Source organism: Planctomonas psychrotolerans (genome assembly GCF_008642235.1).
Lineage (GTDB): Bacteria > Actinomycetota > Actinomycetes > Actinomycetales > Microbacteriaceae > Planctomonas > Planctomonas psychrotolerans.
Map to the genome: position 1 here is coordinate 2,274,481 of NZ_SJEV01000001.1, position 22,636 is coordinate 2,297,116.

Sequence of the window (22,636 nt, forward strand, 5' to 3'; positions counted from 1 at the left end):
AGGCTCAGGGACCGTCGGCGGGACCGCGTCCCTGAGCCCGTTCCCGGGTTACAGTCCGGGAGCGGTCATCCGCAGAACGTCGAGCGCGGAGTCGAGCTGCTCCTCGGTGATCTCACCACGCTGCACGAAGCCGAGGGCGATCACCGCCTCGCGAACGGTGATCTTCTCGGCCACCGAGTGCTTGGCGATCTTCGCGGCGGCCTCGTAGCCGATCACCCGGTTGAGGGGCGTGACGATCGAGGGCGAGGACTCGGCCAGCGCGCGTGCCCGCTCCACGTTCACCTCGAGACCGTCGATGGTCTTGTCGGCGAGCAGCACGGTCGAGGTGGACAGGGTGCGGATCGACTCGAGCAGCGACGTGCCCATCACCGGGATCGCCACATTGAGCTCGAACGAACCGGACGCTCCGGCCCACGCCACCGTCGCGTCGTTGCCGATCACCCGGGCGGCCACCATGAGCACCGCCTCCGGGATGACCGGGTTCACCTTGCCGGGCATGATCGACGAGCCGGGCTGCAGGTCGGGGATGTGCAGCTCGCCGAGGCCGGCGTTCGGCCCGGAGCCCATCCAGCGCAGGTCGTTGCAGATCTTGGTGAGGCTCACGGCGATCACGCGCAGTGCACCGGACGCTTCCACCAGCGCGTCACGGGCTCCCTGCGCCTCGAAGTGGTCGACCGCTTCGGTGAGCGGGAGCCCCGAGTTCTCGGCGAGGATCTCGATGACCCTCTGCGGGAAGCCCAGGGGAGTGTTGATGCCGGTGCCGGTCGCCGTTCCGCCCAGCGGCACTTCGGCGACGCGGGGGAGAGCAGAGCGCACGCGCTCGATACCGAGCCGGATCTGCCGGGCGTAGCCCCGGAATTCCTGACCGAACGTGACCGGCGTGGCATCCATCAGGTGGGTGCGGCCGGCCTTCACCACGTCCTTCCATGCGTCGGCCTTCGTCTCCAGTGCACCGGCCAGGTGCTCGAGCGCCGGGATCAGGTCGGCGAGCAGGGCGGCGGTGACAGCGACGTGCACCGACGTGGGGAACACGTCGTTGGAGGACTGCGACGCGTTGACCGCGTCGTTCGGGTGCACCGGCGATCCGAGGGACCGGGTGGCGAGCGTGGCGAGCACCTCGTTCATGTTCATGTTCGAGGAGGTACCGCTACCGGTCTGGTACACGTCGATGGGGAACTGGTCGTGGTGCTCGCCCGCGATGATCCGGTCCGCCGCACCGGCGATCGCCTGCGCGACGTCGTCGGCCAGGATGCCGAGTTCGGCGTTGGCGAGTGCGGCCGCGCGCTTGATGCGAGCGAGACCGACGATCTGTCCGGCCTCGAGCCCGCGGCCGGAGATCGGGAAGTTCTCCACCGCGCGCTGCGTCTGCGCCGCGTAGAGCGCCTGCGCGGGCACTCGCACCTCGCCCATCGTGTCGTGTTCGATGCGGAATTCGGGCTGTGCGGCGGCGGTGTCGACCACGGTGCGGTGTCCTTTGTTCGTGTGCGGGAGGAGGAGCGGAATCAGATGTTTCCGACGACGATGTCGGGCACGGCCGTGCCCTCGAGAAGCTTGTAGTTCGCTCCCACGATGCCGAGCGATCCGTTCGCGACGGCCTCGCTGATGAGCTCGGACCGATCGAGCAGCTGGGCGACCGTGCCGCGCAGATGCTCGCGACCGACCTCGGTGGCGTCGAGTGCTTCGTCGCCGGTGCGAGCGGCGCGCACGCGATCAACGGCGGGGAGGATCCGGTCGACGAGCTGCGCCACATGCGTCGGCAGCGGCGGTCCGTCGAGTTCGCGAGTGTCGATCGCCGCGCGGACGGCGCCGCACTCGTCGTGGGCGAGCACGAGAATGAGGGGCACACCGAGCACGCTCACCGCGTACTCGAGGGAGCCGATCACGGAATTGGTGGTGACCTGACCGGCGTTGCGCACCACGAAGAGGTCACCGAGGCCTTTGTCGAAGATGATCTCGGCGGCGAGCCGGGAATCGCTGCAGCCGAGCAGCGCGGCCGAGGGCGTCTGCTTGAGCGCCAGTTCGGCACGTCGCTCCACGTCCTGCCGCGGATGCCGCGGCTCACCGGCGACGAAGCGCGCGTTTCCGCGCACCATCTCCTGCCAGATCTTCGCCGGTGTGGGTGTCGGTGTGGGGTCAGTCATCCGTAGCACTCCCTTCAACCTCGGCGGCGACGCTCTCCGCCATGGTGCGGAACTCGTTCGCGTCCGCCGAACCGTAGAGAACGTAGCTGCTCCCGCCCACGTCGGTCGACATGGAGTACTCGGCGAGCCCCGGGTCCTCAGCGGTGCGGTTGTCGTACACAGTCCAGTCGAGTCCGCCGATGCTTTCGGCACCCGACACCTGGGCAGCCCTGACCTTCTGGAGCACCCACGTGGAGTTCGCGTCGATGCCCTGGCTGAATCCGATGTACTCGTTCGACGGGGTGATGAACCCCACGTACCACTCGTCGACCCCGTCCGCGGTGCGGGTGCGGAGCTCGGCGGCATTCGATCGCCACACCGGCGGAATCTGCGGCACCACGAGCGGCTCGCTCACCGAGCCCGCGGCCTGGTCTGCGACGGTCGCGTAGTCCACGTCGACTCGCGCCGGACCATCGGCGCGCGGCACGAGCAGGACGATGACCACCACGATCCCGAGGGTCGCGAGCAGGGAGAACCAGAGGTTGTTGATGGTCTGGCGGGCGCGTCGGTTGCGCGAGGCGGTCGCCTTGCGCTCGGCGGTCTCCTCCGGCGTCTCGGGGCGACCCAGTTCGGCGACGATGCGAGGCTCGGTGCCCTTCGGCTTCCGAGCCATCACGCGCCGGCTGCGCTGGACTCGGCGGTTCGAGCGGCCTCGAGACGGGCCCGGGCACCGATCAGCCACTCCTCGCAGCGCGAGGCAAGGGCCTCACCGCGCTCCCACAACGCGAGCGAGTGCTCCAGCGTGGGCGCACCCTGCTCCAGTTCCGCCACGACGCGGACGAGTTCGTCACGCGCCTCCTCGTAGCTCAACGAGCGGACGTCCTGCGGTGTGGGCATGCCGGTAATCCTATCGAGGGGTGGCTCAGCGGGGAGTCGCGGTCGGGCCGTCGGACACCGCGCCGATGGTGCCGGAGGCGAGGCGCAGCGCGAGGGCGGTACCGCGCGGAGCGTCCGCTGCGGCGCGCAGCACGGACCCGTCGTGCAGTTGCGCGATGGCGTAGCCGCGGTCGAGGGTCCGCTGCGGCGAGAGGGCGCGGAGCTGCGCCGACAGTTCCTTCGTGCCGATCGCCGCCTCGTCGAGACCCCGAGTGACGAGTTCCGCGCCCCGGGCGATGTACCGGCCGAGTTCCTCGGCGCGGGAGTCGACGATCCATGCGGACGTGGCGAGTACCGGACGCGTGCGGAGCTGTTCGATGCGGTCGACCTCGGTGCGCAAGAAGGTGCTCAGCCGGGTGCCGAGCCGCGCGCGGGCCTGACGCACCCGAGCGAGCTCCTCCGTGACATCGGGCACCACGCGCTTCGCGGCATCGGTGGGGGTGGACGCGCGCAGGTCCGCGACCTCGTCGAGCAGGGGGCGGTCGGCCTCGTGTCCGATCGCGCTCACCACCGGTGTGGCGCACGCCGACACGGCACGGACGAGTCCCTCGTCGCTGAAACCGAGCAGGTTCTGGAAGTCACCGCCGCCGCGGGCGATGACGATCACGTCGACCTCGGGATCGCGGTCGAGCTCCCGCACCGCGGCGGTCACCTCGTCGACGACGCGGTTGCCCTGCACCGCGGCGTGCAGCACGCGGAAGCGCACGGCGGGCCAGCGGAGCTGCGCATTGCGCAGCACGTCCTTCTCCGCATCCGAGTCCTTGCCGGTGATGAGGCCGATGCAGTGCGGCAGGAAGGGGAGGGGGCGCTTGCGGGACTGCTCGAACAGGCCCTCCCGGCCGAGCTGGGCGCGCAGGCGCTCGAGGCGTTCGAGCAGGTCGCCGAGCCCCACATGCCGCATGTCGATCACCTGCATGGTGAGCGTGCCGCCCTTGACCCAGTAGTTCGGCTTGACGAGCGCCACCACCCGGTCGCCCTGCTTGAGATCAGCGGGTGTCCGCGCGCGCACCGACGACCACACCGTGAAACTCACCGTGGCGTCACCGGTGACGTCTTTGAGCTTGCCGTAGACGTTGCCGCCCGAGAGGCCCCAGGAGGTGATCTCGCCCTCCACCCAGACGGAGCCGAGTCGATCGATGTACCCCTGGATCTTCGCGGCGAGCAGGCCGACCGGCCACGGCGAATCGACGCTGGGACCCTGGTCCATGGCGGTTCCTCCGTTGCGATCGGCGCTCGGCGATCCGAACACAGTGAGTGGTAAGGACGCGCCGCGTAGACTCGGGGCCGTGACCGACGCAACGATCAGCCTGCCCATGCCCCGCATACCGGGCGCTCGCAACAGGCTAAAGGATACCCCCGTCGATGGCCGCAAGCGTGTGCTGCTGGCTGCGCCCCGCGGCTACTGTGCGGGAGTGGACCGCGCCGTGATCGCCGTCGAGAAGGCGCTGGAGCACTACGGTGCACCGGTGTACGTGCGCAAGCAGATCGTGCACAACATCCATGTGGTGTCGGAGCTCGAGAAGAAGGGCGCGATCTTCGTGGAGGAGGTCGACGAGGTGCCGACCGGGTCGCACATCGTGTTCAGCGCCCACGGCGTTTCGCCGGCCGTGGTGCAGGGCGCCGCTGATCGCGGACTGCAGGCGATCGACGCCACCTGTCCGTTGGTCACGAAGGTGCACCGCGAGGCCGTGCGCTTCGCCCGCGACGACTTCGAGATCCTGCTGATCGGACACGAGGGACACGAAGAGGTCGAGGGCACCGCGGGGGAGGCCCCCGAGCACACCACCCTCGTCGGCAGCCCAGACGAGGCGGACACCATCGTCGTGCGCAACCCCGACAAGGTCGTCTGGCTGTCCCAGACCACGCTCTCGGTCGACGAGACCATGGAGACCGTTCGGCGCCTGCGCCAGCGCTTCCCCAACCTGCAGAACCCGCCGAGCGACGACATCTGCTACGCCACTCAGAACCGCCAGGTGGCGATCAAGAAGGTGGCGCAGGACTCCGACCTCGTGCTCGTGGTGGGGTCCGCGAACTCGTCCAACTCGGTGCGCCTCGTCGAGGTTGCGCTGGAGTACGGCGCCAAGGCGGCCTACCGCGTGGACTACGCGAGCGAGGTGAAGCAGGAGTGGCTCGACGGCGTGCGCACGGTCGGCGTGACCTCGGGCGCATCCGTGCCGGAGGAACTGGTGCAGGAGCTCCTGGACGACCTCGCCAACGCGGGCTACGGCGACGTGACGCAGGTGAAGACGGCGGAGGAGGACCTCATGTTCTCCCTGCCGAAGGAGCTGCGGAAGGACATCTCGGGTCGCACCGACGCGCGTGCCATCGGCGGACGGGTGCGCACCGACGCATGACCGGCCCCGCCTCGCCCCGCGACCCGGCCTCGCCGAACGAACCGGAGTCGTCCGGTTCGGACGCCGCCCGACCCGAACCGGCCCGGCCGACATCCGGTCCCGCGCCCCGCTGGGGCGAGTACGCCCCAGTGCCTCCCGCGCCCGCTCCGCCCGTCGCACCGACGTCGGCGGGCGCTGGCACCGGCGGGGCGCATGAGGCGGTCGGTGCGGCCGGCGCCGCTGCCCCGTCCGCGGGCTCCGAGTCGCGTCCCGTGCGCAAGTGGGATCGCATCCTCACCCTCGTGCTGCTCGCCTTCGCCACCTACTCCGTGATCACCGGGCTGTTCACCTACGGCAATCTTCCGGCGGCACTCGACCAGGTCTTCGCAATGCAGGGCATCGGGCGCTTCGACGACGTGGAGAGCGCCCGGACCATCGGCCTCGCGTTGAACATCCTGCACCTCTCGGTCTACGCGCTGACCGTGTGGCTGTCCTACCGGATGCTCAAGCAGAACCGCATCACCTTCTGGGTGCCGCTGACGGCCGGGGTGGTCGTGTCGTTCATCACGGCGGTGCTGCTCGTCACGCTGGTGATCGGTGACCCGGCTTTCCGCGAGTACGTGACTTCCACGACTTAACCGCCTCGTCGCTCCCGTTTCGCGTCCCCGCCGCCCTTCTCGGGCGAGCGGCGACGCTGAACGGGAGCGACGAGGAAGCGGCAGTCCTACTTGCCGGAGTGGCCGGCCGAGCCGAGCTGGCGGGTGGCGTCGACGACGCGTGCGGCCATCGCCGTCTCCGCCTTCTTGCCCCAGGAACGCGGGTCGTAGACCTTCTTGTTGCCGACCTCGCCGTCCACCTTCAGGAAGCCGTCGTAGCCCTTCAGCACCGTGTCGGCGACCGAGCGGCTGTAGGCGTACTGGGTGTCGGTGTCGATGTTCATCTTGACCACGCCGTTGGCGACCGCGTCCGCGATCTCCTGGTCGGTGGATCCGGATCCGCCGTGGAAGACGAGGTCGAGCGGGAGGGCGCCGGTGCCGAAGCGCGAGGCGAGTCCGTCCTGGATGCCCTTCAGCAGTTCCGGGCGCAGCTTCACGTTGCCGGGCTTGTACACGCCGTGCACATTACCGAAGGTGAGGGCGGCCATGTACCGGCCGTTCTCGCCCAGGCCGAGAGCCTCGACCGTCGCGACCGCGTCATCGATGGTCGTGTACAGGTGCTCGTTGATGTCGTGGCTGACGCCGTCCTCCTCACCACCGACGACGCCGATCTCCACCTCGAGGATCGCGTTGATGGCCTTCATGCGGGGGAGCAGCGTCTTGGCGATCTCGAGGTTCTCGTCGAGCGGAACCGCGGACCCGTCCCACATGTGGGACTGGAAGATGGGGTTGCGACCGGCCTTGACCTCGGCCTCGGACGCGGCGATGAGGGGGAGCACGAAGCCGTCGAGCGCATCCTTGGGGCAGTGGTCGGTGTGCAGCGCCACGGTGATGGGGTAGTTCTTGGCGACCTCGTGCACGAACGCGGCGAAGGCGAGCGCTCCGGATGCGCGGTTCTTCACGGTGTGGCCGGCGAAGTAGTCGGCGCCCCCGGTCGTGACCTGAATGATGCCGTCGGACTCGGCCTCGGCGAAGCCCTGCAGCACGGAATTGATCGTCGAGGACGATGAGACGTTGACGGCCGGGTACGCGAAGCCCTTGGACTTGGCCTTGTCGAGCATTTCCGCGTACTGCTCGGGGGTGGCGATGGGCATGGCGACTCCTTCGATTGGCCCTCGTCGGGCTGCCTGTGCGTGCGTGTCGAGTCTATTGATCCGGGCGCTCTTCGACCGCCATCGCCGCCATCGGGACCTTTGGCGAACCGGTTGACAAGTTGCCTGTTCGGTCCGATACTGAATGCCGCGCGTCCCTCGCTCGCGCGTTATCGATGCTGCTAACCCCTTGGAGGAGTCGCGTGACCACCAGTTCGCCCGTCTCGGACCGCGCGTCCGACGTGGAGAAGTCGGCCATCAAGAAGGTGGCGGTTCGTCTCGTGCCCTTCGTGGCGCTGATGTTCTTCATCAACTACCTCGACCGCACCGCGATCGGCTTCGCCGCACCGAACGGTATGAACGACGACCTCGCCCTCTCCGCGGCGCAATTCGGCTTCGCGTCCGGCGTCTTCTTCATCGGGTACATCCTTCTGGAGGTACCGAGCAACCTCGCGCTGCACCGATTCGGCGCCCGCCGCTGGCTCGCCCGCATCATGGTGTCGTGGGGGATCGTCGCGCTCCTGTTCACCTGGGTGCAGAACTTCGAACAGCTCGTCGTGCTGCGGTTCCTGCTCGGTGTCGCCGAGGCCGGATTCTTCCCCGGCGCGATCCTCTTCCTCAGCCTCTGGGTGCCGTCGAAGCACCGCAGCAAGATCCTCGCGCTCTTCTACCTGGCGCAGCCCCTCACCACCGTCATCGGTGCGCCGCTCGCCGCGCTCCTCATCCAGCAGGACGGCACCTTCCTCGGTCTCGAAGGCTGGCGCTTCATGTTCCTCGGCGTCTCGCTCCCCGCCATCGTGGTCGGCATCATCGCCTGGTTCTACCTCAAGGACCGCCCGGCCGACGCCACGTGGCTGACCGAGGAGGAGCGGGTCTGGCTGACCAGTGCCCTCGCCAGCGAGAAGGCGGCCACCGAGAAGGCCAACGACAACAAGCACGTGGGCATCCGCTCCGCGTTCACGAGCGGCCGGGTCTGGATGCTGTCATTCATCTACTTCGGCTTCATCTACGGTCTCTACGCCCTCGCCTTCTTCCTCCCGACGATCATCGAGGGCTTCCAGGAGCTGTACGGCACCGAGTTCGACGTCTTCCAGAAGGGGCTCATCACGGCCGTTCCGTACATTCCCGCCGCTATCGCGCTGCACTTCTGGGCGCGAGACGCATCGCGCCGCGGACTCCGCACCTGGCACATCGTGATCCCCGCCGTCGCCGGCGCCGTGAGCATTCCGCTCGCGCTCTACGCGGGATCCCCGGTGCTGACGATTGCGGTCATCGCGATCACGGCCATGGCGATCTTCTCGGCGCTGCCCAACTTCTGGACCCTGCCCACCCAGTTCCTCACCGGGGCGGCCGCCGCGGCCGGGATCGCGCTCATCAACACCGTGGGCAACCTGGCGGGCTTCTCCGCCCCGTACCTCACGGGTGCGCTGTTCGACTGGACCGGTGGATACGAGATCCCCATGTTCGTGGTGGGCGGCTTCATGGCGCTGTCCGCGGTTCTCATGGTGATCCTTGCGCGTCGCGGTCGGGTGAACGTCACCCGACCGGGTGTCGGGGGATCCGTCACCGCCCCCGAGGTTCCCGCTCCCTGACGCCGTTCGGCCCCCGCACTAGAGGCGGGGGCCGTCTCGCTTCTAGGCTGAGCGCACCAGCGGACGTTCGCCGTCGTGCACCGCGCACCTCCGGATCTTTCCCATCGCACGCCAACGAAAGGGACGAATCGTGTCCAGTGCCGAGTCGGCAAGCTTGTACATCCACCCGGATCGCAACCTCGGCATGGAGCTCGTGCGCGCCACCGAGGCGGCGGCGATTCGCGCCACCCCGTTCATCGGACGCGGGGACAAGAACGCCGCCGACCGTGCCGCGGTCGACGCCATGCGCACGTTCCTCGGCACCGTCAACTTCGACGGACTCATCGTCATCGGCGAGGGCGAGAAGGATGACGCGCCGATGCTCTTCAACGGGGAGCACGTGGGCAACGGGCGAGGGCCCGCGTGCGATATCGCCGTCGACCCGATCGACGGCACGAGCCTGACGGCCGCGGGACGGCAGAACGCGCTGTCGGTGATCGCCGTGTCGGACCGGGGCAGCATGTACAACCCGCAGGACGTGTTCTACATGGACAAGATCGTCACGGGTCCCGAGGGCAAAGGACTCGTGGACATCCGGAAGCCCATCGGAGAGAACATCCGGGCGCTCGCCAAAGCCAAGGGCAAGTCGGTGGAAGACATCCAGGTGGCCGTGCTCGACCGACCGCGGCACCAGGAGCTGGTGCGGGAGATTCGCGAGGCGGGGGCGGGCACGCGCCTCCTGCTCGACGGCGACGTGGCCGGCGGCATCAACGCCGCTCGGATCGAAACCCGCATCGACATGTGCATCGGTATCGGAGGCACGCCGGAGGGCGTGATCACCGCCTGCGCGGTAAAGGCGCTCGACGGCTTCATCCAGGGGCGCCTCAACCCGCAGAGCGACACGGAGCGCACCGCGGCGCTCGCCGCCGGGCACGACCTGGATCGCGTGCTCGAGCTCGAGGACTTCGTCTCCGGTCACAACACCTACTTCGTCGCGACGGGGGTGACGGATGGCGGGCTGGTGGAGGGCGTGCGGAAGATCGGCCCGATCATCCGCACCGAGAGCATCGTGCTGCGGTCGCACTCCGGGACCATCCGGCGCGTGGTGGCAGATCACCTCGTGGAGAAGTGGCTCTGACGTCTGCTCGCGCTTCGTGCCTCTATCGCCGCGAGGTGTCCGAGGTCTAGCTTGAGCGCATGACCCTCTTCACCTCGCATCGCGCACCTCGGGCAGCGCGCCTCGCCGCGACTGTCGTCGCCCTCGTCGGCCTCCTGGCCGGTGCCGCCGCGGTTCCCGCGTCGGCGACACCCGCAGCCGGTCATCCGAGTGCAGGGCAGAAGGTGAAGTACGTGGCGCTCGGCGATTCCTACGCGTACGGCTTCGGCGCCGTACACGGGTCCGAGTCGTATCCGGCGCTTCTCGACGACCGCAGGGACGTCGTGCTCACCGCCGACCTCTCCCGCGTCGGGGCGACCACGACCGACGTGGTGTCGTCGCTGAACAGCGCTCGCGGAGCGCTGAAACACGCCGACCTCGTGACCCTCTCCGTCGGGGCGAACGACGTGGATGTCACCGGCCTCGCCGCCGCGTGTTCCCCGGATCCGCGAAGCGTCGCGTGTGCGGCGACCTTCGCACGCGTGTCGGCGCTCCTGCAGCCGGGCAGTTCCCTGCTTCCCTCCCTCGTGCGCACGATCGACGGCGTCCGGCGAGCCGCTCCGAACGCTCAGATCGTCGTCACGGGATACCCGCTCCTCGCCGACCCCACGTTCGGGCTCCCTCAGTCCCCGGAGGTGAATGCGCTCGCGCAGCAGATCAATGCGGCGACGGTGGCACTCAACTCCACGATCGCGGCGGCGGTCGCCGCAGTGCAGGGGACGGGCGGGAACGTGCTGTTCGTGGATGTCGTGCCGCAGTTCGTCGGTCACGGCATCGGATCCGCGGATCCGTGGATCCACTTCGGCAACGTGGTGAGCTATCACCCGACCGCCGCCGGGTACCGGGCCTACGCCGCCGCAATCACCGCTGCCGTGGACGTCACCCGACTCCGGTACGCCGCGGCCGCCTGATCCCACGCCGCCAGCGCGGCACGCGCTCGATCCGGCACACGCCCGTAGTGATAAGCGCCCGATCTGACACGTCCCCGAACCGAAAGAATCCCGCGACGGCTCTCCGGGGACGCGTTCCGATCCTGCTGGTCTCCACGGGCCCGCGAAGCCCGTACGTCGAACCACCAGCGCGGCGACCCTAGGGTTGTCTCGACGCCCGGATGAGAACGACGAGAGAAAGTCCGCCGGAGATCGCAGCCAGCAGGCCGAAGGCTGCACCTGCGTAGCGGCTTTCGTTGAATAGAAGAACGAGCCCTGTGGGGATCAATACAAGCCCCGCTGCCACGATGACGATCAACGGGATCCACTGCGGCTTCGTTGTCATTCAGAGATCTTGCCACCGGACTGGGGTCGGACGCTGAACGCACTCCTTATCCGGTACTCGAATCGGGGGAGAAGTACTCGGACCCCGAAGGGGAGCGGTCGAGGATGCCGTAGTCGACCAGGTATCTCCGCAGGAGCGCGGTGTCGTCGTCGAACGGGCGTAGGCGGTCGTTCAGCTCTGCTTCGCTGAGCCGCTCGTCGGGCGCCATGAAGGTGGCCGCGATGTGCCGCAGCAGTTCCTCGCGATCGGCGTGCTGGGACGGGTACCGGTCGATGGCGCCGTCCGGGCGCAGGAATCGCTTCGGCCCCCGCTGCGGTCGTTCGTCGGTGCGATCGGCGAGCAGCGCCCGCAAACCCTCGGTTGCGGGAACCGGTCGTCCATCGTGAGTGGTGACGAGGCCGGCCCGTATGAGCTGCGCAGTTCGTCGCTCGTGCAGTTCCCCGGATCCGAGGACGATGCGGGCGTACTCCGATCGAAGATCCTCGTTGGCGAGAGCCGCCACCATCGCCCGCCACGCGTTTCCCGTCCGAAACGGGCCCGAATCCCGTGCTTCGTCGGTCGAGGTGCCATCCGGCACCGTGGTCGGCATCACCTGACCGGCGAAGTCCCGGGAGATGGGACGAGACTGCAGGTGCGTCACGTCGTCGTCAGTAGTCACCGAGCCATTCTGGCGCAGAGATGGTGTGCGCCGATCGGTGATTCGAGCGACTGCACTTTCGACACCGCTCCCGTTCCGAGTCCCCGGTTGAGTCCCGCTTCCACTCTCCTTCCCCGCTTCCGCTGTATGGGTGGCGGGGAGCGTGGGTGGGAGCGGCGAATGCGTGCTGGAGCGCGGAGAGCGTGGCTGGCGCCGACCTCGCGGTCGCGTGGCCCGACGCGGACAAGTGGCTCCTCGCACAGGCGGCGTCGGATCACTAGCGCCTCGAGATGACTGAATCGGCAGCAGCCGCATGCCGTGACTGAGCCGGAACTGAGGCCAGAGGTTGATCCTGGAGGAACCTTCCCGCCGCTGCGGGAAGTTTCTCCGGGTAGGAAACAAGGTGGTAACGATTGCGGTGCGGCCGGGAAACACGGGCTGGATAGCGTTCGATGCGCCCCCTCGGTACGCCCCCGTTTTCCGGCCGTTCGCGCTCGCTCGGACAGTCGGCATTCCGTTCTCGCCGATCCCTGCCGGGGGTGTTCCATCCACCTCTCCCGCAAAGGATCGTTATGCACTCAACCTGGGGTTCGCTCCCGCGACGATGGGTCGTCACCATCGTCGCGCTGCTTCTGGCCGTTCTGCTCGCCGTCGGGGCCATGGCATCCGCCCTGACCGCCACGCTTCTCACCGCCACAACCGCGCCCGCGGTCGGCGACACCGCGCCCACGGGGCCGGGCGGCGTGGTCACCGATCCCGCGCTCACCATCACGAGCGCCAGCTACCGCACCGCGGTTCGCGCGGCGGCGGCGGATAAGCCGCAGGTGTCCGTGGTGGCGACGGGCGGCACGATCGCCGGCAAGGCCGCCAGTCGCGACAACTTCACCGACTACCGCGCCGGTACCTACCTGATGTCCGACCTGGTCGGCGTGCTGCAGCCGGAGATCGGTGCCATCGCCGACGTGACGTCGGTGCAGTTCGGTAACGCCGGGTCGAGCGGGTACACGATCGCCCAGTTCCACGAACTGACGCTCGCGGTGGAGAAAGAACTCGAGACCGCAGACGGGGTCGTGGTCACCTCCGGAACGGACACCATGGAGGAGTTCGCCTACTGGCTCGACCTCACCGTGCAGAGCCGCAAGCCGATCGTGATCACCGGCGCGATGCGTCCGTGGGCGGCAGGCGAGGGTCCGGGGGACGACATGGTGATCGGCTCGGACGGTCCCGCGAATCTGCTCAACGCCGTGAAGCTGGCCGCGAGTGCGGAGACCTTCTGCTTCGGCACGGTGCTGATGCTGAACGACACCCTGCAGGCCGCGCGCGACGTGACCAAGACCAACTCTTACCGCACCGACACCTTCGACAGCCCGAACACCGGCTCGCTCGGGTACATCGATGGGGCGAACATCACCATCAACCGCGCACCGGCGCGCGTGCTCGACTGCGACGACGAGGGGTGGTTCACGCCGTTCGATCTGTCGGAGGTGTCACCGGAGTCCCTGCCGCGCACCGAGATGCTGGTGAGTTACCAGCAGGCCGGCGGCGAGTCGATTCCCGCCTTCGTGGCGGCAGGCGTCACCGGGATCGTGACGGAGGGCACGGGTGCCGGAGGCATCTCGTCCGCCATGCGCGCCGCCAGAACCGACGCGATCGCGGCGGGGGTCTGGTTCGTGAACGCCACCCGCACCGGCACCGGTTCCAGCTACTCATCCGGTGACGGCATCATCGCGGCCAATGACCTGACCGGGGTGAAGGCACGCCTGCTCCTCCTGCTGACCCGCGCATTCACCACCGACTTCCAGGAAGCGACCACCTGGTTCTCGACGATCGGACAGCCGAGCTACAAGTCGTCGGCCCTCGCGGAGACGGTACCGGCAGTACCGGGGGGCGAGGTGCCCGCACCCGAGCCGACTCCGGTACCTGACCCCGAGCCGACCGAGGCACCCGAGCCGACCCCGTCACCGGAGCCGGAGCCGACCGTCGCACCCGAGCCCACCGGCGAGCCGGCGCCCACCGACGCGCCGATCGAGCCCGACCCCGAGACCACGTCGGCACCCGCGGCCGTCGGCGGCGGCAGCGGCCCCGGCGGTCCCCTAGCCAGCACCGGCTTCTCCGGTGCCGGGGCGGCGGCCCTCGCCGGCATCGCCGTGCTCCTGGGCACCGGCCTCTGGGCCGGCCAGCGGTACCGGATGCGACTCCGCCTGCAGTAGCGGCGGCATCCGGCGGACCGGTCCGCGTCAGGCACGAGGGCGCCATCGCATCGCGGTGGCGCCCTCTTTCACTCACTCTCACTCACTCACTCGCGCGTGCATGCGTGCTTCCCTCCCTGCCTGCCTGCTGCAGTGCGTGCGGGTAATGCCGGGCCGCCGATGCGTGGGCCGCTCGTCGTCAGGCTGACCGCGCGATGCGACGCCGAGCGGCTTCGATTTCGTCCACCAGCTCGATGGCGGTGAGCTCACGCGTGGTCTCCTCGACGGCGAGCAGTTCGGGCACGACCTTCGACTCGTCGAGAGCATTGAGCTTGCGCGCGGAAGGCAGCACCTGGCGCTCGAGCGAGCCGACGAAACGGTTGTAGTCGTTCACGGTGCCGGTGATCGACCGACCGAGCTTGTCCACATGGGCGGCGGTAGTCGCGATGCGGGAGTACAGCTCACGGCTGAGATCGAAGACCTGCTTGGCGTCCTGCGTAAGCACGTCCTGCTGCCAGCTGAACGCGACGGTTTTCAACACGGACCAGAGCGTGACGGGAGAGGACAGCGCCACGCGCTTGCTGAAGGCGAACTCGAGGATCGACGGGTCGGCCTCCAGCGCGGACGCCACCAGCGACTCGCTCGGGATGAAGGCGATCACCATCTCGGGGCTCGACTCGAGACCCATCCAGTACGTCTTGCTGCCGAGCGCGGAGATGTGGTCGCGCACCGCCTTCACGTGCTGTTTCAGCAGAGAATCGCGACGAGCGAGTTCGGCAGCCGACGCCGTCGACGGGATGGCGCTCGCGTCGAGGTAGGCGGTGAACGGCACCTTCGCATCCACCGCGATGCTCTTACCGCCCGGCAGGTACACGACCATGTCGGGTCGGCCGACGCCCGCATCCGAGGTGACGCTCGTCTGCACGTCGAAGTCGACGCGTTCCAGCAGCCCGGCCGCCTCGACGACGCTGCGTAGCTGCGCCTCGCCCCAAACGCCGCGGGTGCTGTTCGACGTGAGCGCCGAGGCGAGCGACTCCGCGGTGCGCCGGAGCCGCTCCTCCGACTCGGTCGCCGACCGGAGTTGGGAGCTGAGCTCGCCGTACTGCTCCCGGCGCTGTTCCTCCAGCTCGGAGACCTTGCGCTGCACGGCCTGCAGGCTCTCCGCCACCGGACTCAGCGCCACGAGCACGGCGCCGTCGACCCGGGATCGTTCCGCCTCCGCGTGCTGCAGGTCGGCGAGGCGATGCTGCAGCTCCCGCAGTCTGTCCTCCTGGGCCTCCGACCGTTCCCGGTACAGCGCGCCCTGACTGTCGAGGCGCTCTCGGAACTGCGCCGCGGCGGCATCCGACTGCGTGCGGAACGACTCGTGCGCCTGCTCCAGCTGCTCGCGTACGCCGGTGAGCGCCGCGCGGCTGGCGGCGAGGTCGCTCATCAGCGCGGAAGACGGGCCGCGGCGCCCGGAATAGACCGCCACTGCCAGCGCTCCGAGCATCGCACCGAGCACGATGCCGATCAGAAGCGCGGGGAGGAAGTTCATGCCCACAGTGTGCAGCAGTCCACCGACATCCGGTTCGCTCCGCGCCGGTCACCCGCCGTGTCGACGCGGCCGTGCTCGAAAGCGCTGCCTCCGCGGCACGGCCGGACGGGCGTCGCACGAATGTGTCACTCCGCTCCTCGCCTCTGGAGCGAGTCGGCCCGGCTCGGTAACCTGCACCACATGGCCATCGCACTGGAGAACATCGGCATCGCGGTCCGCGACCTCGACGCCACCGTCGCCTTCTTCACCGACCTCGGTCTCACCGTCGTCGGCCGCGACACGGTGAGTGGCGAGTGGACCGACACCGCCGTGGGCCTCGACGGCAACCACGCCAGGATCGCGATGTTGCAGACACCGGACGGGCACGGTCGCCTCGAGCTCTTCGAGTACATCCATCCCGAGGCGATCGAAACGGATCCCACCCGTCCGAATGAGATCGGCATGCATCGGGTGGCGTTCTCGGTCGATGACATCGATGACGCCCTCGCGATCGCGGCCAGGCACGGCTGCCTGCCGTTGCGCGGCGTGGCCACCTACCGGGACCTCTACAAGCTCACATACCTGCGCGGCCCGAGCGGAATCATCGTGATGCTCACCGAGGACCTCAGAAAAGAGGCCTGACGGGCGAGCACCTTCGGGCAAGCAGCGATCGGGAGGGCACCCTTCGGGAGGTTAGCGTCCGGTCGCACCGAACGCTATGCGAAGACCATCGAGAGCTCGACGCTCCGTTCGCGTTCGCGCTGCAGACGTGCGGCCATCTTGACGGCCTTCGCGTCGACCGAGGCCTGCCCCATCCACCCGACGCGGAGTCCCACCAGCTCGGCGAGATGCGAGACGGACTCTGCGTCGTGGCGCCGCGCAGCGTGCACCAGGATCGCCGCGCACGCCTCCGCATCGGCGAGCGCGTCGTGGTGGGCGAAGTCCTCGAATCCAGCGGCCATGGCGGCCACGGGGAGACGATAGGAGTCCAGCTCGTAGGTCTTGCGTGCGACCTGCAGCGTGCAGAGGTAGGAGAGGTCGGGGCACGGCGTACCCGACGCGGCGCATCCGCCCGCGATGACGCCCATGTCGAATCCCGCGTTGTGCGCGACGAACGGGTCGCCGTCGGCGAAGGCGAGCAGGTCGGGGAGTTGCTGCGCCCAGCCGGCCGCACCGATCACATCCGAGGCGCGGATGCCGTGAATGCGGGTGTTCCACTCCAGGAAGTCGTCGTGCCCGACGGGAGGGCGGATGAGCCAGCCGGCCCGGTCGACGACGCGGCCGGCGCGCACCTTCACGAGGCCCACCGAACACGCGGATGCGCTGGAGGAGTTGGCGGTCTCGAAGTCGATGGCGGTGAAATTCAGGGGCACGCGGTCATGCTCTCACCGACCGCCGACGATCCCGGCGCACCACGCCCGGGCAGCGCCGACCCGTACGATGGACTCCCGTGGCTCTCACTATTGCAATCGTCGGACTGCCCAATGTCGGCAAGTCCACCCTCTTCAACGCTCTGACCAAGAACACGGTGCTCGCCGCGAACTATCCGTTCGCGACCATCGAGCCGAACGTGGGCGTGGTCACGCTGCCCGACCCGCGCCTCGACGTGCTCGCCGGCATCTTCGGCAGTGAGCGCATCCTGCCCGCGCCGGTGTCGTTCGTCGACATCGCGGGGATCGTGAAAGGCGCAAGCGAGGGCGAGGGGCTCGGCAACAAGTTCCTCGCGAACATCCGCGAGGCGGATGCCATCGCGCAGGTCATCCGCGGATTCCACGACCCGGACGTGGTGCACGTCGACGGGCGGGTGGACGCGGCCAGCGACATGGAGACCATCAACACCGAGCTGATCCTCGCCGACCTGCAGACCCTCGAGCGCGCCGAGGCCCGCTTCGAGAAGGAGGTCAAGGGTCGCAAGATGGAACCGATCGTGCTCGAGACCGCGCGCGCCGCTCGCGCGTTCCTCGACCAGGGCAAGCCGCTCTCGGCATCGTCCATCGACCTCGAACCGGTGCGGGAGCTCGGCCTCCTCACCGCCAAGCCGTTCATCTACGTCTTCAACGTGGACGAGACCGTGATCGCCGATGAGGCGAAGAAGGCCGAACTCGCCGCGCTCGTGGCACCGGCGGAGGCGATCTTCCTCGACGCGAAGATCGAGTCGGAGCTCATCGATCTCGAGCCCGAGGATGCCGCGGAGCTGCTCGCGAGCACCGGCCAGGAGGAGAGCGGGCTCAACCAGCTCGCCCGCATCGGCTTCGACACCCTTGGCCTGCAGACCTACCTCACGGCGGGGCCGAAGGAGGCGCGCGCCTGGACCATTCACAAGGGTTGGACCGCGCCGCAGGCCGCCGGGGTCATCCACACCGACTTTCAGAAGGGCTTCATCAAGGCGGAGATCGTGTCATTCGACGACATCGTGGCCACCGGCTCGATCGCCGAGGCCCGCGCCAAGGGCAAGGCCCGCATCGAGGGCAAGGACTACGTGATGCAGGACGGCGACGTGGTGGAGTTCCGCTTCAACGTCTAGCGCACCCTCCCGATAGAGTCGCCAGACACCCTCGATCGAAGGAATCCGCCATGCCTGTCATCGCCATCGTCGGAGCCGGACCCGGACTCGGAGCGGCAGTTGCTCGAAGGTTCGGACGCGAGGGGTTCTCGATAGCCCTGATTTCGAGGGACCAGTCGAAGCTCGACGCCATGGCCGCGGAGCTCGAGGCGTCCGGCGTAACCGCCCGTGGTTTCGCCGCCGACGTGCTGGCTCCGGCGGAACTCGAGGACGCCCTCGCGCGTGCCGCTGCCGAGCTGGGGCCCATCACCGCGCTGCAGTACAGCCCGCTTCCGTCGCGGGACTACCTCAAGCCCGTCCTCGACCTGACTCCCGAGCTGGCGCTCGAAGCGCTGTCGTTCTCGGCTCTCGGACTCATCCACGCCGTGCGCGCGGTTCTGCCCGCGATGCGTCAGGCGGGAGAGGGCAGCATCCTCTTGATCAACGGCGGGACCTCGGTGAAGGCCCGCGCGGGCTTCGCCGGCACATCGGTCGCGTTCCCCGCCGAGAGCGCCTACGGCGAGATGCTGCACGACGCGCTCGACAGCGAGGGCGTCCGCGTGAAGCAGCTCGTGATTCCGGGAGGCATCCCTCAGCTTCAGCTCGACAACGGCATCGATGACGTGGCCGATCGCATCTGGGGCCTCCACGCGGAAGACGGTCCGTTCCGCACCATGCTCATTCCGCTCGAGGACGGCAGGGAGTAGGGCGGGGGCCGCCTCAGCCCGCCGCCCTGCGGATGTGCTCGGTGATCGTCTTCTCCGTCTCGGGAGTGAGCGCTCTGAGGGCGAACGAGGTCACCCAGAGGTCGCCGTCATCGAGCTGCGCGGCCTCCTCGAAACCGAGCGTCGCGTAGCGGGTGGTGTACTTCGAGGCGGCCTTGAAGAACACCACGATCTTCCCGTCCTCGTCGGCGTAGGACGGGAACCCGTACCAGGTCTTCGGAACGAGGTGCGGCGCCACGTCGGCGACGATCCGATGGATCCCTTCTGCGAGAACGCGGTCCTCGTCCGGCATCGCGGCGATGGCGTCGCGCACCGCCTCCTCCCCGGCGGCACGGGACTTGCCGGCCTTCTCCTGCGCGCGCACCTCGGCGGCGCGCTGCTTCACGGCCTCGCGTTCCTCCTTGGACAGCCCGGCGGATTTTTCTGCCATGTCATGCTCCTTCGCTACGGTGCGCTTCGGTGCGGTGCCCTTTCCGGCCCACGATCACGTTACGACTGTTCGCCTCTCCAGCGCCTCCGACGACAGGACTATTCGGTGCACCGCGAAGCTGGAGCCGCTCCCAGATCCACGCGCTCGGCCCGGCGCAGAATGGGTCGGTGATGGATATCTCGGCCACGGCACGCCCGATGCAGGGCCCGGTTGTGGCAGCGCAGGAGTGGCGGCGGGTGGCCTTCGTGCACTGGCGGGTGCCCGCCGAACGGGTCGCGCCACTCCTGCCGCGCGGCGTCGTGCCCGACATCGAGGACGGGTCGGCCTGGGTCGGTCTGATCGCCTTCGAGTTGGGGGATGCGCGGGTGGGCCCGTTCACGCTGGGCGCGCGCTGGGGGTCCTTCACCGAGGTGAATGTGCGGCTGTACGGGGTGGACGAGCAGGGGAGGCGGGGCGTCGTCTTCCGATCCTTGGAAGCGTCGAGCCTGCCGGCGGTGCTCGCAGCGCGGGGTCTCTTCTCGCTGCCCTACATCTGGGCGCGCACTGCTCAGCGTCCCCGCCCCGGCGGCTGGGAATACACGTCGCGCCGCGTTCGCCCTGCGTTTTCGAAACCGGGGCCCGGATTCCGGCTCGCCGTCACGGTCGACTCCACACGGACTGTGGACGACGAGGTGTCGCTGTTCCTGACCGCGCGATGGGCACTGTTCCAGGGCAGGCTCGGGCGCACGCAGTGGTTGCCGAACGAGCACGAGCCGTGGGTGCTGCACCCCGCGGAGATGACCTTTCTCCGGGACGACCTCCTGGCGGCGGCCGGGCTGCCGGGGATCGCCGACGGTCCGCCGGACTCCGTGCTCTTCAGCCCCGGGGTGAACGCGAAGTTCGGTCGCGGGGAGTGGCTCGACCTGAACACGGGATGAGATCACGCCCATGACGTCGCCGGTTGAGCCCGGGGTGTGAGGGCGCCCGCGCGTCGCGGGTCAGAGGGCGTCGAGCTGACGGAGGGCCTCCCGCGCTCGTTCCAGGCGCACGTCGGCCGGGTCTTCCCACCAGTACGGGCCGCGCTCGCCGAGTCCGTGCTTGGCCAGCCCGACCCGGACGCGGGCGGCGGCCACCGCATCCTCGTCGCCCGCCTTCTTCGCGACGCGCACGCCCGACCTGCCTCGCCCGAGGTGGGACTTCAGGTCCTCGACGACGTCATCGGGCAGCGACGGATCCGTGCGGCGCCACCGGCGTCCGTTGATCATCAGCCACCGCTCGTCATCCCTGTCGGTCATGGTTCGACCGTACAGAGTGCGCGACGGTGGTCGCGCCGGACCGTGTGGATGCGCCCCTTCGACAGGCTCAGGGACCGTGGAGACCGACGAAGGGACGTTCCGTGTGCGGACCCTGAGCTTGTCGAAGGGTCGTTCCGCATCCACGGTGCGTCCCTTCGACAGGCTCAGGGACCGCGTGGGCGGCGCGGGATGTGGAACACTGCCGGAGTGATCGACGTGGAACTGAAACGCCTGCCCGCCGGAACGGTGGCGATGCACGACGCGCGGCGAAAGCGCCGGTGGACCGTCGAGCTCGAGCCGTTCGAGATCGGCGTGTTCGCCGTCACGGAGGAGCTGTACGCCGAGCACGCGGATGCGCCGTCCGAGCATCCCAGACGGCCGGCGACCGACATGAGCTGGTTCGCCACGGTGCGCTTCTGCAACGCGCTGTCGGAGTGGGAGGGGTTCGACCCGGCATACCGGTTCGACGGCGTGGACGTGGTGTGGGACGTGACGTCGGACGGTTACCGTCTGCCCACGGAGGCCGAGTGGGAGTACGCCTGCCGGGCGGGATCGACGAAGCCGCACTACGGCCCGCTGGACGAGATCGCCTGGACCGCGGCGGACGGGGTAAGTGCCCCGCAGAACGTCGGCGGCAAACTGCCCAACCTGAACGGACTGTTCGACACGCTTGGCAACGCGTGGGAGTGGTGCTGGGATCTGCTCGATCCGGCCCGGTACGACGACTACCGGGTGTTCCGCGGCGGCGGATTCGCCGACGACGCTTGGAGTGCGCGGGCGTCGACGCGGCGCGGAGGCGGGCCGCGCATGCACCACGACGACGTGGGGTTCCGTGTCGCGCGGGGCGGTTTCGACGCCGACGGGGAGGCGCAGGGCTGGTCGGCGCTCGCCGACCGGGAGCGCGCCGCCTACGACGGTCCGGTACCGCCGGGCTGGACACCCCGGCGCTGACCCTGAGGAACGGCCCCATCCCGCCGGGCCGGACGCCCGGGCGTTGACCCGGAGGGACAGCCCCACCCCTACAGGCTGCAATCCCAGCGCCGACTCCGGAAGGACGGACACAGCCCGACGGGATGGGGGAAGACGGTTACCGCTCGTCGACCCGCGTGATGGTGGTGGACTCGGCGATGTCATCCGCGTCCTCAGGAGTGAGTGGAGCCGGCGGGCGGCCATCGTTCCTGGTCTTGAGGAGGCTCGCCACGGTCGCGACGGTGATGGTCGCGGCGATGAAGAGCAGCGAGAACCAGATGGGGATCTCCGGCGCCCACTCGAACGGCTGTCCGCCGTTGATGAACGGGAGCTCGTTCACGTGCATCGCGTGCAGAACCAGCTTCACGCCGATGAACGCGAGGATGACGGCGAGGCCCTGCGCGAGGTACACCAGTCGTTCAAGCAGTCCGCCGATGAGGAAGAAGAGCTGCCTCAGTCCCATCAGCGCGAACGCGTTGGCGGTGAAGACGATGTAGGCCTCCTCCGTCAGCCCGTAGATGGCCGGGATCGAGTCGAGAGCGAACACGACGTCGATGAATCCGATGGCGACGATGGTCAGGAACATCGGCGTCACCCAGCGCCGGCCGTCCTTGCGCACGGTCAGCTTGTCACCGTGGTACTCGTCGGTGACCGGCAGGATGCGGCGCACGAACCGCATGAACCGGCCGTCTGCGGGGTTGCTGCTGTGGCCTCCCCGGGCCTGCTGGTAGGCGAGCACCAGCAGGAACGCGCCGAAGATGTAGAACACCCAGGAGAAGTTCGCGATGAGCGCCGCTCCGACGGCGATGAACCCGCCGCGGAGGATCAGGGCGATGACGATGCCGATCATCAGCACTTTCTGCTGATAGATCTTCGGAACCGCGAAGCCGGTCATCACGATGAGGAAGACGAAGAGGTTGTCCACCGACAACGCCTTCTCCGTGAGATAACCGGCGAAGTACTCACCGCCGAAGGTCCACCCGGAGACCACACCGATCCCGACGCCGAACACGAGGGCGAGGCCGATGTAGAACGCCGACCAGCGGGCCGATTCGCTGATCGACGGCGCGTGCGGCTTGCGCACGTGCACGAAGAACTCGTAGATGAAGAACGCGATAGTGACCGCGATGGTGATAGCCCAGACGAGCGGGGTGACATTCACAGGAACTCCAAACCTGGCGTGAACCGATCAACGCCAAGGTCTCTTCCATTCCCG

General features: G+C 68.6%; 24 protein-coding genes. 11 read left to right on the plus strand and 13 right to left on the minus strand.

The features are described from left to right. Window positions 1-48 precede the first annotated feature (48 nt). Genes EY822_RS10515 through xseA form a run of 5 tightly spaced genes read right to left on the minus strand, consistent with a single transcriptional unit; the run spans window position 49 to window position 4,263 of the window. Entirely contained in the window at window positions 49-1,461 is a 1,413-nt protein-coding gene (locus tag EY822_RS10515) for a class II fumarate hydratase (RefSeq protein WP_150308216.1), read from the minus strand. 41 nt (window positions 1,462-1,502) lie between these two features. Then, the gene (locus EY822_RS10520; RefSeq protein WP_150308217.1) at window positions 1,503-2,141 is read right to left on the minus strand and encodes a carbonic anhydrase; all 639 of its coding nucleotides are present in this window, start codon (window positions 2,139-2,141) and stop codon (window positions 1,503-1,505) included. After that, on the minus strand, window positions 2,134-2,793 hold the full coding sequence (locus EY822_RS10525; RefSeq protein WP_150308218.1) for a DUF4245 domain-containing protein: 660 nt from the start codon (window positions 2,791-2,793) through the stop codon (window positions 2,134-2,136). The genes EY822_RS10520 and EY822_RS10525 overlap by 8 nt, the downstream gene beginning before the upstream one ends. After that, a complete protein-coding gene (locus EY822_RS10530; RefSeq protein WP_150308219.1) occupies window positions 2,793-3,017 on the minus strand; it encodes an exodeoxyribonuclease VII small subunit in 225 nt (74 codons plus the stop codon). Before EY822_RS10530 ends, EY822_RS10525 begins: the two co-directional genes overlap by 1 nt. A gap of 25 nt (window positions 3,018-3,042) precedes the next feature. Beyond that, a complete protein-coding gene (xseA, locus tag EY822_RS10535) occupies window positions 3,043-4,263 on the minus strand; it encodes an exodeoxyribonuclease VII large subunit (RefSeq protein WP_227497203.1) in 1,221 nt (406 codons plus the stop codon). 106 nt (window positions 4,264-4,369) lie between these two features. Between xseA and EY822_RS10540 the strand changes: the two genes are divergently transcribed. Beyond that, the gene (locus EY822_RS10540; RefSeq protein ID WP_150308889.1) at window positions 4,370-5,410 is read left to right on the plus strand and encodes a 4-hydroxy-3-methylbut-2-enyl diphosphate reductase; all 1,041 of its coding nucleotides are present in this window, start codon (window positions 4,370-4,372) and stop codon (window positions 5,408-5,410) included. Continuing rightward, window positions 5,407-6,027, plus strand: coding sequence for a DUF6264 family protein (locus tag EY822_RS10545; RefSeq protein WP_150308220.1), 621 nt, complete (start codon window positions 5,407-5,409; stop codon window positions 6,025-6,027). The genes EY822_RS10540 and EY822_RS10545 overlap by 4 nt, the downstream gene beginning before the upstream one ends. 86 nt (window positions 6,028-6,113) lie before the next feature. On the opposite strand, the gene fbaA is transcribed toward EY822_RS10545, so the two are convergent. Then, complete coding sequence (gene fbaA / locus EY822_RS10550; protein ID WP_150308221.1) at window positions 6,114-7,139, minus strand: class II fructose-bisphosphate aldolase; 1,026 nt, start codon at window positions 7,137-7,139, stop codon at window positions 6,114-6,116. Between the two features lie 200 nt (window positions 7,140-7,339). Between fbaA and EY822_RS10555 the strand changes: the two genes are divergently transcribed. The 3 genes from EY822_RS10555 (at window position 7,340) to EY822_RS10565 (ending at window position 10,774) form a co-directional block, all read left to right on the plus strand. After that, window positions 7,340-8,728 (plus strand): MFS transporter, encoded by a 1,389-nt coding sequence (locus EY822_RS10555; RefSeq protein ID WP_406610238.1) that lies wholly within the window; start codon window positions 7,340-7,342, stop codon window positions 8,726-8,728. A 184-nt stretch (window positions 8,729-8,912) separates the two neighbouring features. Further along, window positions 8,913-9,845 carry a class II fructose-bisphosphatase gene (gene glpX / locus EY822_RS10560; RefSeq protein WP_150308891.1) on the plus strand — a complete coding sequence of 311 codons (933 nt, stop codon included), beginning with the start codon at window positions 8,913-8,915 and terminating at the stop codon, window positions 9,843-9,845. Between the two features lie 59 nt (window positions 9,846-9,904). Next, window positions 9,905-10,774 carry a GDSL-type esterase/lipase family protein gene (locus EY822_RS10565; protein ID WP_150308223.1) on the plus strand — a complete coding sequence of 290 codons (870 nt, stop codon included), beginning with the start codon at window positions 9,905-9,907 and terminating at the stop codon, window positions 10,772-10,774. A 178-nt stretch (window positions 10,775-10,952) separates the two neighbouring features. On the opposite strand, the gene EY822_RS10570 is transcribed toward EY822_RS10565, so the two are convergent. Together EY822_RS10570 and EY822_RS15460 are read right to left on the minus strand one after the other, a co-directional pair. Next, window positions 10,953-11,138, minus strand: a complete 186-nt coding sequence (locus EY822_RS10570) for a hypothetical protein (RefSeq protein WP_150308224.1) — start codon at window positions 11,136-11,138, stop codon at window positions 10,953-10,955. A 46-nt stretch (window positions 11,139-11,184) separates the two neighbouring features. Further along, a complete protein-coding gene (locus EY822_RS15460) occupies window positions 11,185-11,796 on the minus strand; it encodes a DUF2087 domain-containing protein (RefSeq protein WP_227497204.1) in 612 nt (203 codons plus the stop codon). Between the two features lie 551 nt (window positions 11,797-12,347). Here EY822_RS15460 and EY822_RS10580 point away from each other — a divergent pair. After that, window positions 12,348-13,985 carry an asparaginase domain-containing protein gene (locus EY822_RS10580; RefSeq protein ID WP_227497205.1) on the plus strand — a complete coding sequence of 546 codons (1,638 nt, stop codon included), beginning with the start codon at window positions 12,348-12,350 and terminating at the stop codon, window positions 13,983-13,985. A 178-nt stretch (window positions 13,986-14,163) separates the two neighbouring features. Here EY822_RS10580 and rmuC read toward each other — a convergent pair whose 3' ends face one another. Then, window positions 14,164-15,501, minus strand: a complete 1,338-nt coding sequence (gene rmuC, locus EY822_RS10585; protein WP_150308226.1) for a DNA recombination protein RmuC — start codon at window positions 15,499-15,501, stop codon at window positions 14,164-14,166. Window positions 15,502-15,681: 180 nt separating this feature from the next. On the opposite strand from rmuC, the gene EY822_RS10590 reads away from it, so the two are divergent. Continuing rightward, window positions 15,682-16,122: a VOC family protein gene (locus EY822_RS10590; RefSeq protein WP_150308227.1), complete on the plus strand. Its 441-nt coding sequence runs from the start codon at window positions 15,682-15,684 to the stop codon at window positions 16,120-16,122. Between the two features lie 74 nt (window positions 16,123-16,196). Here the strand turns inward: EY822_RS10590 and EY822_RS10595 are convergent, their stop codons facing one another. Then, entirely contained in the window at window positions 16,197-16,853 is a 657-nt protein-coding gene (locus EY822_RS10595) for an exonuclease domain-containing protein (RefSeq protein WP_150308228.1), read from the minus strand. Window positions 16,854-16,930: 77 nt separating this feature from the next. Here EY822_RS10595 and ychF point away from each other — a divergent pair, with 77 nt between their 5' ends. Together ychF and EY822_RS10605 are read left to right on the plus strand one after the other, a co-directional pair. After that, on the plus strand, window positions 16,931-18,004 hold the full coding sequence (ychF, locus tag EY822_RS10600) for a redox-regulated ATPase YchF (protein WP_150308229.1): 1,074 nt from the start codon (window positions 16,931-16,933) through the stop codon (window positions 18,002-18,004). Between the two features lie 50 nt (window positions 18,005-18,054). After that, window positions 18,055-18,729, plus strand: a complete 675-nt coding sequence (locus tag EY822_RS10605; protein WP_150308230.1) for an SDR family NAD(P)-dependent oxidoreductase — start codon at window positions 18,055-18,057, stop codon at window positions 18,727-18,729. 13 nt (window positions 18,730-18,742) lie between these two features. On the opposite strand, the gene EY822_RS10610 is transcribed toward EY822_RS10605, so the two are convergent. After that, a complete protein-coding gene (locus tag EY822_RS10610; RefSeq protein ID WP_150308231.1) occupies window positions 18,743-19,177 on the minus strand; it encodes an iron chaperone in 435 nt (144 codons plus the stop codon). Between the two features lie 170 nt (window positions 19,178-19,347). Between EY822_RS10610 and EY822_RS10615 the strand changes: the two genes are divergently transcribed. After that, the gene (locus EY822_RS10615; protein WP_150308892.1) at window positions 19,348-20,094 is read left to right on the plus strand and encodes a YqjF family protein; all 747 of its coding nucleotides are present in this window, start codon (window positions 19,348-19,350) and stop codon (window positions 20,092-20,094) included. Between the two features lie 60 nt (window positions 20,095-20,154). Here the strand turns inward: EY822_RS10615 and EY822_RS10620 are convergent, their stop codons facing one another. After that, window positions 20,155-20,451 (minus strand): biopolymer transporter Tol, encoded by a 297-nt coding sequence (locus tag EY822_RS10620; RefSeq protein ID WP_150308232.1) that lies wholly within the window; start codon window positions 20,449-20,451, stop codon window positions 20,155-20,157. Between the two features lie 207 nt (window positions 20,452-20,658). Here EY822_RS10620 and EY822_RS10625 point away from each other — a divergent pair, with 207 nt between their 5' ends. Next, on the plus strand, window positions 20,659-21,402 hold the full coding sequence (locus tag EY822_RS10625) for a formylglycine-generating enzyme family protein (protein WP_150308233.1): 744 nt from the start codon (window positions 20,659-20,661) through the stop codon (window positions 21,400-21,402). Between the two features lie 136 nt (window positions 21,403-21,538). On the opposite strand, the gene EY822_RS10630 is transcribed toward EY822_RS10625, so the two are convergent. Next, on the minus strand, window positions 21,539-22,582 hold the full coding sequence (locus EY822_RS10630) for a TerC family protein (RefSeq protein WP_150308234.1): 1,044 nt from the start codon (window positions 22,580-22,582) through the stop codon (window positions 21,539-21,541). Between the last annotated feature and the right edge of the window lie 54 nt (window positions 22,583-22,636).

Coding starts and splice junctions, on each gene's coding strand:
- EY822_RS10620 (WP_150308232.1), bottom strand. CDS start 20,451: ATGACCGACAGGGATGACGAGCGGTGGCTGATGATCAACGGACGCCGG.
- rmuC (WP_150308226.1), bottom strand. CDS start 15,501: ATGAACTTCCTCCCCGCGCTTCTGATCGGCATCGTGCTCGGTGCGATG.
- EY822_RS10520 (WP_150308217.1), bottom strand. CDS start 2,141: ATGACTGACCCCACACCGACACCCACACCGGCGAAGATCTGGCAGGAG.
- EY822_RS10580 (WP_227497205.1), top strand. CDS start 12,348: ATGCACTCAACCTGGGGTTCGCTCCCGCGACGATGGGTCGTCACCATC.
- fbaA (WP_150308221.1), bottom strand. CDS start 7,139: ATGCCCATCGCCACCCCCGAGCAGTACGCGGAAATGCTCGACAAGGCC.
- EY822_RS10610 (WP_150308231.1), bottom strand. CDS start 19,177: ATGGCAGAAAAATCCGCCGGGCTGTCCAAGGAGGAACGCGAGGCCGTG.
- xseA (WP_227497203.1), bottom strand. CDS start 4,263: ATGGACCAGGGTCCCAGCGTCGATTCGCCGTGGCCGGTCGGCCTGCTC.
- EY822_RS10570 (WP_150308224.1), bottom strand. CDS start 11,138: ATGACAACGAAGCCGCAGTGGATCCCGTTGATCGTCATCGTGGCAGCG.
- EY822_RS10605 (WP_150308230.1), top strand. CDS start 18,055: ATGCCTGTCATCGCCATCGTCGGAGCCGGACCCGGACTCGGAGCGGCA.
- EY822_RS10615 (WP_150308892.1), top strand. CDS start 19,348: ATGGATATCTCGGCCACGGCACGCCCGATGCAGGGCCCGGTTGTGGCA.
- EY822_RS10590 (WP_150308227.1), top strand. CDS start 15,682: ATGGCCATCGCACTGGAGAACATCGGCATCGCGGTCCGCGACCTCGAC.
- glpX (WP_150308891.1), top strand. CDS start 8,913: ATGGAGCTCGTGCGCGCCACCGAGGCGGCGGCGATTCGCGCCACCCCG.
- EY822_RS10545 (WP_150308220.1), top strand. CDS start 5,407: ATGACCGGCCCCGCCTCGCCCCGCGACCCGGCCTCGCCGAACGAACCG.
- EY822_RS10565 (WP_150308223.1), top strand. CDS start 9,905: ATGACCCTCTTCACCTCGCATCGCGCACCTCGGGCAGCGCGCCTCGCC.
- EY822_RS10525 (WP_150308218.1), bottom strand. CDS start 2,793: ATGGCTCGGAAGCCGAAGGGCACCGAGCCTCGCATCGTCGCCGAACTG.
- EY822_RS10530 (WP_150308219.1), bottom strand. CDS start 3,017: ATGCCCACACCGCAGGACGTCCGCTCGTTGAGCTACGAGGAGGCGCGT.
- EY822_RS10540 (WP_150308889.1), top strand. CDS start 4,370: ATGCCCCGCATACCGGGCGCTCGCAACAGGCTAAAGGATACCCCCGTC.